This window comes from Pseudomonas wenzhouensis (assembly GCF_021029445.1).
Classification (GTDB): Bacteria; Pseudomonadota; Gammaproteobacteria; order Pseudomonadales; family Pseudomonadaceae; genus Aquipseudomonas; species Aquipseudomonas wenzhouensis.
The window spans coordinates 2,518,631-2,531,002 of sequence record NZ_CP072610.1 but is presented as its reverse complement, the minus strand read 5'-3'; the positions used below and the strand labels follow the sequence as shown (position 1 = coordinate 2,531,002).

The following is a 12,372-nucleotide window of genomic DNA, read 5'->3' as shown; positions in this document are numbered from 1 at the left end:
GTGCAAGTCCTTCAGAAACTGTCAGTGGAGGTGAACAGGCCAACACGCAGGCCTTCGGCACTGTAGATTTCGCGGCCGTCCACGGCCACGGTACCATCGGCGATGCCGAGCACCAGCGAGCGGTTGATGGTGCGCTTGATGTGGATGTTGTAGGTGACTTTCTTGGCGGTCGGCAGCACCTGACCGAAGAATTTCACTTCACCGCTACCCAGCGCACGGCCGCGCCCCGGGTTGCCTTGCCAGCCCAGATAAAAACCGACCAGTTGCCACATGGCGTCGAGGCCAAGGCAGCCGGGCATGACCGGATCACCCTCGAAGTGGCAGCCGAAGAACCACAGATCCGGATTGATGTCGAGCTCAGCGACGATTTCGCCCTTGCCGTACTTGCCGCCGGTTTCGCTGATGTGTGCGATGCGATCGATCATCAGCATGTTCGGGGCGGGCAGTTGCGCGTTCCCGGGGCCGAACAGTTCGCCGCGGCTGCAGGCGAGCAGGTCTTCCCGAGAGTAGGCGTTTGGTTTTGTCATGCGAGCTCCTCAATTGTCCCCATGCTTCTAAGGCTGGGCGAATCGTCCTGGCCGGCGCGTCTGGAAAATCAGATCGGGCGCCGGCAGCCTAGTCATAGACTGTTGCGTTGTGGTGAAAGTCACAGCGCAGTGAGTACAGTTGTACTCTGCTGCTTCCATGTTGTCACAGCTGCAGCAGTTTCCCCTTGTAACGCCGGTTTGTCATGGGCGCCAGTTGACTAAGGTCGCGATGGCAGCCAGCGCTGCAGGATACGTTGCAGGTCGGCACGTTTGAATGGTTTTGCCAGGTAATCGTTCATTCCGGCGGCCAGGCAGGCTTCGCGGTCGCCCTGCAGGGCATTGGCGGTGAGGGCGATGATGGGCAGTTGTTGCCTGCCCTCGAGCTGGCGAATTTGCCGCGTTGCCTCGTAACCGTCCATCAGCGGTAGCCTGCAGTCCATGAGGATGGCGGCGTAATCCTGTGCGCGGCAGTTCTGTACGGCCTGTTGACCGTCGCCGACCAGGCTGACTTGGTAGCCCAGGCTGCGCAGCATGGCTTCGATCACGGTCTGGTTGACCGGGTTGTCCTCGACCAGCAGCACGGCCTGACCGTTGCCGCCGGCCAGCGGTTGACCGTCACGGTCGGGTACCTGCGTGCTGCAGGGGCGAAATGGCAGGGGAATTTCCAGGGTGAATACCGAGCCCGTTCCCAGCTCACTCTGCGCATGCAGGGTGCCACCCATGCGCTCGGCAAGGGTACGTGCAATCGGCAGGCCGAGGCCGGTGCCGCCGTAGCGCCTGGAGATAGAGGTGTCGGCCTGCTGGAAGGCATCGAACATATGTTCCAGACGCTCGTCATCGATGCCGATACCGCTGTCGTGCACTGCACATGTGAACCACAGCACCTGTTCGTCCAGCGTTTGCCACTGGGTTTGTACCCGTATCTGGCCTTCTTCGGTGAATTTCAGTGCGTTGCCGATCAGGTTGACCAGAATCTGTCGGATGCGTGTGGGGTCACCGCGTACTTCCAGGCGCTCCAGGCCGGGCTGAGTTTCCAGCAGCAATTGCAGGCCGCGTTGCTGGGCGCTGTGCTGAAATACCTGGACCGAGCCCTGCAACAGCTCGGTAAGGTTGAAGGGGATGGCTTCGAGTTCCAGGGCGCCACGTTCGATCCGCGAGAAATCGAGGATATCGTTGATCACCTTGAGCAGGTGCTCGGTGGATTCGGTGGCCAGGGCTGCATACTCCGCCTGTTCGTCGTTCAGGCTGGTGGTTTCCAGCAGCTGCAGCATGCCCAGTACGCCGTTCATGGGGGTGCGCAGTTCATGGCTCATCATGGCCAGGAAGTCCGACTTGGCACGGTTGGCCTGCTCGGACTCCTCGCGTGCCTGAATCAGTTCGGCCATCGCCCGCTGCTGTTGCTGGCCGCTCTGTTCGAGTGCGCTGGCCAGGTCGTTGATGTGTCGGGCCAGGTCGGTCAACTCGTCATTGCCACGTTCGATCAGTGCTGGACTGTAGTCGCCACGCTGGATGCGTTCGAGGGCTTTGCCCATGGCGCTGAGTGGTTGCGCCAGGCGCCTGGCCAGGCGCCTGGCGAGCAGGAAGGTCAGGAGCAGGGCGAACAGGGCCAGAACGCCGGCCTTGAGCAGTATTTCCTGCTGGCGGGTGTTGAAGGTGTCGTTGGAAATGCCGACGACGACCCGCCCCAGATAGCCGTCGCCGAGCGATTTACCCTGCACCGGTATCCGTTCCTGCGCCGACAGCGCCTGCAGGCGAATCGGCGCCTGGAAGATTTCCACCTGAGGTGTGCTGTGGCCCTGTTCCTTGGGCCGCTCGACATACACGAGGATGTTGTCGTCACGGTCGCGAACTTCGGCGAAGCGGACATCGGGAGTGCTCAGCGTGGCACGCAGCAGTATTTCCAGGATATCCAGCTTGCCGTTGATCACACCATATTCGGTGGCCGGCGCCAGTTGATTGGCGATCAATTGGCCGGTGTGTCCCTGCTCCTGGCGCAAATCCTGCAGGCGAGTAAAGGTGAGAAAGCCGGTCAGCAGCAACGTCAACAACAATGCCGGGCCGACACTGATCAGCTGGGTGCGGGTGTGGATGTTCCAGCCGCGGCGCTGAGCATGAGCTTTACCGCCAGGCATTGGCCGGGGATTTGCCGCTGGTTGCTCGGCGGCGCCGGAAGGGGGCGAGGGGCTGCCTGTGGGCACGAGTCGTCCTTGGCAATTAACGTTGGTCGCTCATGGTAACCGAGCCGTCGCGCTTTGCCAGTCTCAGGCGTGTGCACTCTGCGCCAATTCTCGTTTGCGCCTGCCCGCGCAGGGGCATTACTGAACTTTTGCCCTGACCAGCTACTCTCGGCTCCGTATAATGCCCGCAGACCGCCATCACGCATGGCCTCATTCGGAAGACCTATGACACAGCTTCAACCCATTGCCGTACTCGGTGGCGGTAGTTTCGGTACCGCACTGGCCAATTTGCTGGCGGAGAACGGCCAGCGCGTCCTGCAGTGGATGCGTGATCCCGAGCAGGCCGAGCAGATGCGCCAGAGCGGGGAAAACCCGCGCTACCTGAAAGGCGTCAAGCTGCATCCCGGCATCGAGCCGACCAGCGATCTGAGCGGCGTACTGCAGCAGGCCGAACTGGTGCTGGTGGCCTTGCCCTCCAGTGCCCTGCGCGATGCCCTGCAACCGGTCGCTGCGCTGCTGGCCGGCAAGATGTTGATCAGCACCACCAAGGGCATCGAAGCCAGAACCTTCAAGCTGATGAGCCAGATTCTCGAAGAGATCGCGCCTGATGCGCGTATCGGCGTGCTGTCCGGGCCGAATCTGGCCAAGGAAGTGGCTGATCACGCACTGACTGCCACGGTCATCGCCAGTGAGGATGAAGCACTGTGCCTGCGCGTGCAGCAGGCGCTGCATGGTCGAACCTTCCGCGTCTATGCCAGTGCCGACCGTTTTGGTGTCGAACTCGGCGGTGCGTTGAAGAACGTCTACGCCATCATGTCCGGCATGGCGGCGGCGCTGGGCATGGGCGAGAACACCAAGAGCATGCTGATCACCCGCGCCCTGGCGGAAATGACCCGTTTCGCGGTCAAGCTTGGTGCCAATCCCATGACCTTCCTTGGCCTGGCCGGCGTCGGCGATCTGATCGTCACCTGTTCGTCACCGAAAAGCCGCAATTATCAGGTGGGTTACGCCCTGGGCGAGGGCTTGAGCCTGGAGGAGGCGGTGCAGCGTCTGGGTGAGGTTGCCGAAGGGGTCAACACGCTGAAGGTACTCAAGGCGCGTGCCGAGGAGCTGGACGTCTACATGCCGCTGGTTGCCGGTCTGCATGCCATTCTTTTCGAGGGGCGTACGCTGGCGCAGGTCATCGAACTGTTGATGCGCGGTGAACCCAAGACCGATGTCGATTTCATCCCCACTGCCGGCTTCTGAACCCGGTAGTCAATCAAGGAGTTGCGTCATGAGCGATGAAAAGCAGGAACTGGAACGTGAGTCGATTCTGCTGCGCATTCTGTGGATGGTGATCTTCGTCATCGTCTGGCAACTGGCCGAATTGCTGCTCGGCGCCGTGGTGCTGCTGCAACTGGGTTACCGCCTGTTCTACGGCGCGCCCAATGCCAGCCTGCTGGGTTTTGGCGACAGCCTCAGCCAGTACCTGGCGCAGATCGGTCGTTTCGGCACCTTTAATACCGATGAAAAACCCTGGCCGTTCGCCGATTGGCCGACGCCGCGAGCACCTGAAGGCGAGACCGCACACAGTATTCCGCCGGCGCCGCATCCGGTGCGTGACGAGGAGCCCAAGCTGTGAGGTTATGGCTGTTGCGTCATGGTCAGGCCGAGCCTCAGGCCGCCAGCGATGCGGCCCGCGAACTGACCGCCCATGGTCGCCAGGAAGTGCAACAGGCTGCCGCGCAACTGCTTGGTCGCCCGCTGACCGCTATCATGGCCAGCCCTTACGTGCGCGCTCAGCAGACGGCCGAGTTGGTACGCCTTGAGCTAGGGTTCAGCGGCTCGGTACAGACGGTGTCCTGGCTGACGCCGGACAGCGACCCGCGCGATGCGCTGAAGTACCTCGATGAACGCGAGCGTGCCGAGGTACTGCTGGTCAGCCATCAGCCGCTGATCGGCGCACTGGGTGGTCTGCTGGTGCATGGTCATCGCCAGGAGCCGCTGCCGATGCGTACTGCCAGCCTGGCTGAGCTGGAAGGTGATATTCCGGCAGCCGGGCTGATGGAGCTGCTGGCATTGATTCACCCGCGCTGAGCCTTTGCCCTGAGGCGCTGCGCACCTTGCAGCACGCGCCTGATGCCCGTTCCAGGGCGTCTGAAGGCGAATGTTCCAGTTGCGAAACATTTCTTAACTTGCACCTCTTTTGTTCACGTGGAATAGTCAACCAAGCAAGTGCTTGGTTGATTCCTACAAAAACAACAAAGGAGGAAGCCCTGTGGCTGATGCAATCCGTTTGCCGCTCGAGCTGTTTTACGAACGTGAAGCAAGGCACCCGAACAAACGCTACATGGTTCAACCTCTCGGTGGCGGTCAACTGCTGGAGCTGAGTTGGGCCGAGGTCGGGGAACAGGCCCGACGTGCGGCCAGTTGGTTGCGCAGCCGCGAACTGCCACCGGGCAGTCGTGTCGCCATCGTTTCCAAGAACTGCGCGCACTGGATCATCGCCGATCTGGCGATCTGGATGGCGGGCTGCGTCTCGGTGCCGCTGTATCCCAACCTCACCGCCGACTCCATGCGTCAGGTACTGGAGCATTCCGAGGCGACACTGGCCTTCATCGGCAAGCTCGATGACTGGGCTTCGATGGCGCCAGGCCTGCCGCCAGGGGTGGCGACCATCAGCCTGCCACTGCACCCGCAGGGCCGCTTCGACTTCAGTTGGGATGACCTGCAGCGCAGTGCACCGATTCAGGACGATCCCAAGCCTGCGGCCAACCAGCTGGCCACCATCATCTATACCTCCGGCACCACCGGCATGCCCAAGGGCGTGATGCACAACTTCTCCAACCTCGGCTTCGCCGCCAGTAATGCCATCAAGCTGTTTGGCGTCGGTGAGGATGATCGACTGATCTCCTACCTGCCGCTGTGTCATGTCGCCGAGCGCATGTTCATCGAACTGGCGTCACTCTATGCCGGACACACCATCTTCTTCGCCGAGAGCCTGGATACCTTCCTTGCAGACCTCAAGCGCGCGCGGCCGACGGTGATGTTCGGTGTGCCGCGCATCTGGACCAAGTTCCAGATGGGCGTGTACAGCAAGATGCCGGCGCACAAGCTCGACCGCCTGCTGCGTTTACCCATCATCGGTCGCTTCATCGGCCGTAAGGTGCTCGCCGGGCTTGGCCTGGATGCCATCCGCTATGCGCTGTCCGGGGCCGCTCCGGTGCCCGAGGCGCTGCTCAACTGGTATCGGCGTCTGGGCATGGAGATCCAGGAGGTCTATGGCATGACCGAGAACTGCGGTTATTCCCACGTCTGCCTGCCCGGCAGGTTCAAGCAGGGCTGGATTGGCCAGAACAACCCGGGTGTCGAGGTGCGTATTGCTGAAGACGGTGAAGTTCAGGTACGTAGTGGCGCAACCATGCAGGGGTACTACAAGGACCCGCTCAAGACCGCCGAAGCGCTGACCGACGACGGTTTTCTGCGTACGGGCGACAAGGGCGAGCAGGATGCCGAGGGCAACCTGCGCCTGACCGGGCGCATCAAGGAGATCTTCAAGACCAGCAAGGGCAAGTACGTAGCACCGGCGCCGATCGAAAACCGTCTCGGTGAGCACTCGCGCATCGAGCAGGTCTGTGTGGTTGGGGACGGTCTGCCACAGCCCATCGCGCTATGCGTATTGTCTGATGTGGGGCGCCAGGAAGCGGCCAACGACAGCCGCAACGATCTGGAAAGCAGCCTCAAGGCATTGCTTGCCGAGGTCAATGGTCGCCTCGATCAACATGAACGTTTGCAGGGCCTGGTGCTGGTCAAGGAGGTCTGGGCGGTGGAGAACGGTTTTCTCACACCAACCCTGAAGATCAAGCGCGCGGTGATCGAAGGCACCTATGGCGAGCGGTTTGCCGAGTGGCAGCAGCGCAGCGAAGCGGTGCTCTGGCACGATTGAGCCTGAGCGGGCCGGGGCGACCGGCCCTTACTTCAACCTTCCAGGAGCGCTATTTATGGGGCTGTGGCAACGAACGCCGGATATCGATGCACTTAACGCAACCTTGAAAAACACCATCGGCGAGGTGCTGGACATTCGTTTCGAGGCATTCGATGACGAATCGCTCAGCGCCAGTATGGTGATCGATTCGCGCACCCACCAGCCTTATGGCCTGCTGCATGGCGGTGCCTCGGTGGTGCTGGCGGAAACCCTTGGCTCGACCGCCAGCTACCTGTGCATCGACACCAGCCGCTTCTATTGCGTCGGTCTGGAGATCAATGCCAACCACCTACGCGGCTTGCGTAGCGGACGTGTGCAGGCGGTGGCGCGGGCGGTGCATCTGGGGCGAACCACGCATGTCTGGGACATTCGCCTCAGCGGTGACGATGGCAAGTCCAGCTGCATTTCGCGTCTGACCATGGCCATCGTGCCGTTGGGTGAGCAGCCTGCCAAGGTGTGATGCTGCACATGGGGGCTGCTGCGAGCCTGGCATACCCAGTGAGGGGGTGATGGGCCGAGCATATCCGGCGGTTTTTCAAGCCTGGCCGGGTTCGTACGAAAAGTCGTCGAGCGAGGTTCTGGCGATCCCAGGGCGACCCCGGAAAGGGGCGGGGCGCGGATTGGGCTCGCCCCCGAGTCAAGGCGCTGTAAATGGGCTGGCGTTCCAGTCCGTTGTCAACGCAGCATCAGTGAATACAGAGGCCCACCTTGGGCGCCGGCAGGCATAGCCCTGACCATTGCACCGTCATCAATGGCCGTTACAGTCGTTGCCCCAGGCTGACGGCTGCCGGAGAATCCCGACACCACTGGATTTCGGGTTTAATGCATGTCGCAGTCCGTTTTTTTCGCCCATGCCAACGGTTTTCCGTCGGCCACCTACGGCAAGCTGTTCGCCGCGCTGGCGCCGGACTCTCAAGTGCAGCACCTGGAGCAGCACGGCCACGACCCGCGTTTTCCGGTCAATGACAACTGGTCGAATCTGGTCGATGAGCTGATCCATCACCTCGAGGGTGGTGACGAGCCGGTCTGGGGCGTCGGTCATTCGCTCGGCGGTGTGTTGCACTATCACGCAGCTTTGCTCCGCCCCGAGTTGTATCGCGGCGTGGTGATGCTCGACTCGCCGCTGCTGACCCTGGCCGACCGCATGGTGATCCGCGCCGCCAAACGCTTCGGCTTCATCGACCGCATCACCCCGGCCGGGCGCACCCTGGGGCGCCGTGAAGCATTCGCCGACTTGCTCGAAGCGCGTAATTATTTTGCCGGCAAGAGCTTGTTCCGGCGTTTCGATCCCGAATGTCTGGATGCTTATGTCAGCCACGGTCTGCAGGCGGGAGCGCAGGGTTTGCGTTTGAAGTTCGACCCTGCCACCGAGATCAGCATCTACCGCAGCGTGCCGCACACCGCGCCGGGTCGGCCGCAGCAGCTTGCCGTACCTCTGGCCATGGTTCGGGGGCGCCACAGTCGCGTCGTGCTGCCGCATCATGCGCGTCTGCTCAAGCGCATGCCGCGTGCGGAATATCACCATTTGCCTGGCGGCCATATGTTCCCGCTGGAGCGGCCGCAGGCCACAGCCGAGTTGCTGCGTCAGCTGTTCAGCCGCTGGGCCGGTCATCAGGAGCAAGACGCATGAGCATGGGTGTCGAGGAAGTTCGTCTGAGCCTGCCGCATATCGAGCTGGCGGCGCATCTCTATGGCCCCGAAGAGGGTTTGCCGGTATTGGCCCTGCACGGCTGGCTGGATAATGCCGCGAGCTTCGCGCGGCTGGCACCGAAACTTGATGGGCTACGCATCGTTGCACTGGATTTTGCCGGTCACGGCCATTCCGAGCATCGTGCAGCAGGCGCAGGTTATGCGTTATGGGACTACGCCTATGACGTGCTGCAGGTCGCCGAACAGTTTGGCTGGCAGCGGTTTTCCATCCTCGGCCACTCCATGGGCGCGATCACTGCAGTGTTGCTGGCCGGGGCGATGCCCGAGCGCATTGCGCGCCTGGCGTTGATCGACGGCCTGGTGCCCTATACCGGTGAGGCCGAACAGGCCCCGGAAAAACTCGGTGAGGCATTGCGCGCCAGGCAGAAACTCACCGACAAGCGCAAGCCGGTGTATGCCGAGGTGGCGCGCGCAGTCGAGGCACGCATGAAGGGCGTCGGTGCGGTCAGCCGTGAGGCGGCCGAATTGTTGGCCCAGCGCGGGCTGATGCCGGTGCCTGGCGGCTACACCTGGCGCACCGACAGCCGCCTGACCTTGCCATCGCCGCTGCGCCTGAGCTGGGCCCATGCCCAGGCGTTCGTCCATGCGCTGCAATGCCCGGTCAGTCTGGTGCTGGCCGAGCAAGGCATGATGAGCGCACAGCCGGCGGTGCAGGCTCTGCTCCAGCACGTACCGTTCGAGGTACATCGTCTGCCTGGCGGGCATCATCTGCATCTGGATGACGAGACTGGCGCGCAGCTCGTAGCGGATTGTTTCAATCCATTCCTGCGCTTGCCTTGACTTGCCTGCGTCCCTGGGGAAAGGTGTGGCGGTCTGCCATGGAGGATCGCATGATCGACCCGTCAAAAGTCGTCACCCACTGCTTTGCACGTTCGTTTGCCCTTGGCCTGCAACAGGTCTGCAGTCAATGAAGGGGTATACGAAGCTGTTGTGCGCAGCGCTGGTTACCTTTTGCAGTGCTGCCGTGCTGGCGGCCGATCTGCCAGGCAGCCGCGATCTTGAGGTTTTGCCGCGTTTTCCCGCCAGTCTGATCGTGGCGTTCAAGGAGGCGCCGGACGTCGAGCGCATCTATCCGCAGGGCTCGATTCGCCGTATCAGCGGACGCTTGCGTTACGAGCGCGAGATTCTCGTGCAGGGCCAGCACCGTGCGGTGACCTACGAATTGCCACGCACCCACAGCGCTGATCAGGTATTCACCGCCGCACGGGAAACGCTGCTGCAGCAGGGCGCCGAATTGCTTTACTGGTGCCAGGGCCGCGAGTGCGGCGCCAGCAGCCTGTGGGCCAACTCGGTGTTCGGCAATGCCACGCTGTATGGTTCCGACGACCAGCAGGCCTACGCGCTGTTGCGCCTGGCCGAGCCGAATCACGAAAGCCTGCTGGCGCTGTACAGCATCACCCGGGGTAATCGCCGCGCCTATCTGCATGCCGAGCAACTGGATGCCGGTGCGCCCTTGGGCGAACTGTTGCCGACACCCGCGACTCTGCTGCGGCAGTTGCGCAGCGATGGGCAACTGAAGCTGCCTGATGAAGCCAAGGCTGACAGCGGCTGGGTGGAAGTGCTGGCGCGCAGCCTGAATCTCGACAGCACCTTGCGTGTTACCCTTGCCGGCAGTCAGGCCGAGGCCTGGCGTGAGGCGTTGATCGCGCAACGTGTACGTGAAGCGCGCCTGGAGCTTGGCGATGCTGCCGATGGTGCCCTGAGCATGCGTCTGTTGCGTTAAGCTAGCGCTCGCAATCGCCTATACAGAGCGCCCGTAAGGGCGCTTTGTCGTTTCGCCGAAGGGAGTTTCGCTCGATGGCCAACAATGATCGTCTGCTGGTGCAGATTCTTTTGCTCGGTCTGCTGGCCGCCAGTCTCTGGGTACTGGCGCCATTCTGGTCGGCATTGTTCTGGGCGGCCGTGCTGGCCTTTGCCAGTTGGCCGCTGATGCGTCTGCTGACGCAGTTGCTCAATGGCCGTATGTCGCTCGCGGCAGGCATCCTCACGGGTGTCTGGGTCGTTCTGGTGGCAGTACCCCTGGTCTGGCTGGGCTTCAACCTGGCCGATCACATCAAGGATGCCAACGCGCTGGTCAGAGATCTGCAAGTGAAAGGCCTGCCGCCGCCGCCGAGCTGGCTGGCCGGCATTCCGCTGGTTGGCGAACGTTTGGTGGAGTTGTGGCGCACCGTCGATCAGCAAGGCGCGGCGCTCTTCGATACCGTACGGCCCTATCTGGGCCAGGTCGGTAACTGGCTGATGGCGCGCAGCGCGAAAATCGGCACGGGTATGGTCGAGCTGGCCCTGAGCCTGGTGCTGGTGTTCTTCTTCTATCGTGACGGGCCACGCCTGGCGGTATTCGTGCACAGTTTGCTGGAGCGGCTGATCGGCGTACGCGCCGACCATTACCTGGAGCTGGTCGCCGGCACCGTGCAGCGCGTGGTCAACGGCGTGATCGGTACCGCTGCCGCGCAGGCCGTACTGGCCTATATCGGTTTTGCCATCGCCGGCGTGCCGGGGGCGCTGGTGCTGGCCCTGCTGACCTTCGCCTGCAGTTTCATCATGATCCCGCCGCTGATCTGGGGGCCGTCCGTGGCCTGGCTGGTGTGGCAGGGGGAGATCGGCATGGCGATCTTCCTGGGGGTCTGGGGCTTCTTCGTCATCAGCGGTGTGGACAATATTCTCAAACCGTACCTGATCAGCCGTGGCGGCAACCTGCCGCTGGTGGTGGTGCTGCTCGGTGTGTTCGGCGGCATCCTGGCGTTTGGCTTCATGGGCCTGTTCCTGGGGCCGACCCTGCTGGCGGTGGCCTATAGCCTGCTCAGCGATTGGGTGGCGGACAAGGCGCCAGCCGCCGAAACGACAGTGGACAAACCGCTGCCGGGTGAGCAAACGCGTGGCTGATCAGCCGCGCTCGCTTTCGTACTTGTCGAGGGTATCGCGGGCGATCTGCCGGCCCAGCATGATCAGCTCCGGCGCCTTGTAAAACTCGAAGAAGCGGCAGACGCGCTTGGGCACATTGATCAGGATATCCGGCGGGTAACCGGCGATCTTGTATTGCGCCAGGGAGGTCTGCATCACCTCGAAGCTCTGGTTGACCAGCTCCAACAGCGAGCCTGGCCCGCTGAATTCGGCAATACGCGAGCCACTGGCGGATCGGGGCGCTGCGCCATCTTCCTTGCGGTTCGGGGCTGCCGCCGGAGCGATCTCGTCGCCCGGATGCTGTGCGCTGCCGAGCAGCAGCGTTTCGTCATCGCCCTTGCGGCGAAAGTTCGGCAGGCGCGAGCCGAGGTTGCTCATCAACTGATCGATGCGGCCCTTGAGCGCTGCCGGACGTTCGATCAGCGGCAACTGGTAGTGATTCTGGTTGGTGGCGTTGAGGTTGACCGCGACGATCAGATCGCAGTGGCTGGACACCACCGGGACGATCGGCAGCGGGTTGAGCAGGCCCCCATCGACCAGCATGCGCTTACCCTGAATGACCGGGGTGAACAGGCTGGGGATCGCCGCCGAGGCACGCATCGCCTGGTGCAGACAGCCCTCCTGGAACCAGATTTCCTGCTGGTTGGTGAGGTCCGTGGCGACGGCGGTGAAGGGGATGTTGAGGTTCTCGATATCCACGTCGCCGACGATGTCCTGAATCCGCCCGAACACCCGCTCACCGCGAATGGCGCCCAGGCGGAAGCTGACGTCGAGCAGGCGCAGTACGTCGAGATAATCCAGGCTTTCCGTCCACTCGCGGTACTCCGGCAGCTTGCCCGCCGCGAAGATGCCGCCGACCACCGCACCCATCGAACAGCCGGCGATACAGCCGATTTCATAGCCGCGCGCCTGCAGCTCCTCGATCACGCCGATATGCGCATAGCCACGCGCGCCCCCCGAGCCCAGCACCAGCGCCACTTTCTTGCTCATCGATGGTTCCCCCGTTGAAGCTTTGACCTTACTCGCACACCAGCGTTGAGCCAAGGCAGGCAATGCAGTCTTTGCTAGAATCCGCCGCCAGTCATCGCGG

At 62.5% G+C, this 12,372-nt stretch carries 12 protein-coding genes; 9 read left to right on the top strand and 3 right to left on the bottom strand.

The annotated features are described in order from the left end of the window. Positions 1-11: 11 nt before the first annotated feature. Positions 12-527 carry a 3-hydroxyacyl-[acyl-carrier-protein] dehydratase FabA gene (gene fabA, locus J7655_RS11575; RefSeq protein WP_230924572.1) on the bottom strand — a complete coding sequence of 172 codons (516 nt, stop codon included), beginning with the start codon at positions 525-527 and terminating at the stop codon, positions 12-14. Positions 528-745: 218 nt separating this feature from the next. Then, a complete protein-coding gene (locus J7655_RS11570) occupies positions 746-2,659 on the bottom strand; it encodes a response regulator (RefSeq protein ID WP_230924571.1) in 1,914 nt (637 codons plus the stop codon). Between the two features lie 270 nt (positions 2,660-2,929). On the opposite strand from J7655_RS11570, the gene J7655_RS11565 reads away from it, so the two are divergent. From J7655_RS11565 to J7655_RS11525, 9 genes are all read left to right on the top strand, one after another. Further along, the gene (locus tag J7655_RS11565) at positions 2,930-3,952 is read left to right on the top strand and encodes an NAD(P)H-dependent glycerol-3-phosphate dehydrogenase (protein ID WP_230924570.1); all 1,023 of its coding nucleotides are present in this window, start codon (positions 2,930-2,932) and stop codon (positions 3,950-3,952) included. A gap of 28 nt (positions 3,953-3,980) precedes the next feature. Then, the gene (locus J7655_RS11560) at positions 3,981-4,328 is read left to right on the top strand and encodes a DUF4389 domain-containing protein (RefSeq protein ID WP_147809721.1); all 348 of its coding nucleotides are present in this window, start codon (positions 3,981-3,983) and stop codon (positions 4,326-4,328) included. Then, positions 4,325-4,783, top strand: coding sequence for a phosphohistidine phosphatase SixA (gene sixA / locus J7655_RS11555; protein WP_147809720.1), 459 nt, complete (start codon positions 4,325-4,327; stop codon positions 4,781-4,783). The genes J7655_RS11560 and sixA overlap by 4 nt, the downstream gene beginning before the upstream one ends. A gap of 181 nt (positions 4,784-4,964) precedes the next feature. Continuing rightward, positions 4,965-6,632: an AMP-binding protein gene (locus tag J7655_RS11550; protein ID WP_230924569.1), complete on the top strand. Its 1,668-nt coding sequence runs from the start codon at positions 4,965-4,967 to the stop codon at positions 6,630-6,632. Positions 6,633-6,687: 55 nt separating this feature from the next. Beyond that, a complete protein-coding gene (locus J7655_RS11545; protein ID WP_230924568.1) occupies positions 6,688-7,131 on the top strand; it encodes a hotdog fold thioesterase in 444 nt (147 codons plus the stop codon). 366 nt (positions 7,132-7,497) lie between these two features. Continuing rightward, positions 7,498-8,301: an alpha/beta fold hydrolase gene (locus tag J7655_RS11540; RefSeq protein ID WP_230924567.1), complete on the top strand. Its 804-nt coding sequence runs from the start codon at positions 7,498-7,500 to the stop codon at positions 8,299-8,301. Next, positions 8,298-9,161, top strand: a complete 864-nt coding sequence (locus tag J7655_RS11535) for an alpha/beta hydrolase (protein ID WP_230924566.1) — start codon at positions 8,298-8,300, stop codon at positions 9,159-9,161. The genes J7655_RS11540 and J7655_RS11535 overlap by 4 nt, the downstream gene beginning before the upstream one ends. 127 nt (positions 9,162-9,288) lie before the next feature. After that, positions 9,289-10,104, top strand: a complete 816-nt coding sequence (locus J7655_RS11530) for a DUF4892 domain-containing protein (RefSeq protein ID WP_230924565.1) — start codon at positions 9,289-9,291, stop codon at positions 10,102-10,104. Positions 10,105-10,178: 74 nt separating this feature from the next. Then, positions 10,179-11,264, top strand: a complete 1,086-nt coding sequence (locus J7655_RS11525) for an AI-2E family transporter (RefSeq protein WP_230924564.1) — start codon at positions 10,179-10,181, stop codon at positions 11,262-11,264. Here J7655_RS11525 and J7655_RS11520 read toward each other — a convergent pair whose 3' ends face one another. After that, positions 11,265-12,272 carry a patatin-like phospholipase family protein gene (locus J7655_RS11520; protein ID WP_230924563.1) on the bottom strand — a complete coding sequence of 336 codons (1,008 nt, stop codon included), beginning with the start codon at positions 12,270-12,272 and terminating at the stop codon, positions 11,265-11,267. Positions 12,273-12,372: the final 100 nt, after the last annotated feature.

What these genes read in the sequence shown, in the direction of transcription:
- fabA (WP_230924572.1), bottom strand. Translation starts at nt 527, where the DNA reads ATGACAAAACCAAACGCCTACTCTCGGGAAGACCTGCTCGCCTGCAGC.
- J7655_RS11570 (WP_230924571.1), bottom strand. Translation starts at nt 2,659, where the DNA reads ATGCCTGGCGGTAAAGCTCATGCTCAGCGCCGCGGCTGGAACATCCAC.
- J7655_RS11565 (WP_230924570.1), top strand. Translation starts at nt 2,930, where the DNA reads ATGACACAGCTTCAACCCATTGCCGTACTCGGTGGCGGTAGTTTCGGT.
- J7655_RS11560 (WP_147809721.1), top strand. Translation starts at nt 3,981, where the DNA reads ATGAGCGATGAAAAGCAGGAACTGGAACGTGAGTCGATTCTGCTGCGC.
- J7655_RS11545 (WP_230924568.1), top strand. Translation starts at nt 6,688, where the DNA reads ATGGGGCTGTGGCAACGAACGCCGGATATCGATGCACTTAACGCAACC.
- J7655_RS11540 (WP_230924567.1), top strand. Translation starts at nt 7,498, where the DNA reads ATGTCGCAGTCCGTTTTTTTCGCCCATGCCAACGGTTTTCCGTCGGCC.
- J7655_RS11535 (WP_230924566.1), top strand. Translation starts at nt 8,298, where the DNA reads ATGAGCATGGGTGTCGAGGAAGTTCGTCTGAGCCTGCCGCATATCGAG.
- J7655_RS11530 (WP_230924565.1), top strand. Translation starts at nt 9,289, where the DNA reads ATGAAGGGGTATACGAAGCTGTTGTGCGCAGCGCTGGTTACCTTTTGC.
- J7655_RS11525 (WP_230924564.1), top strand. Translation starts at nt 10,179, where the DNA reads ATGGCCAACAATGATCGTCTGCTGGTGCAGATTCTTTTGCTCGGTCTG.
- J7655_RS11520 (WP_230924563.1), bottom strand. Translation starts at nt 12,272, where the DNA reads ATGAGCAAGAAAGTGGCGCTGGTGCTGGGCTCGGGGGGCGCGCGTGGC.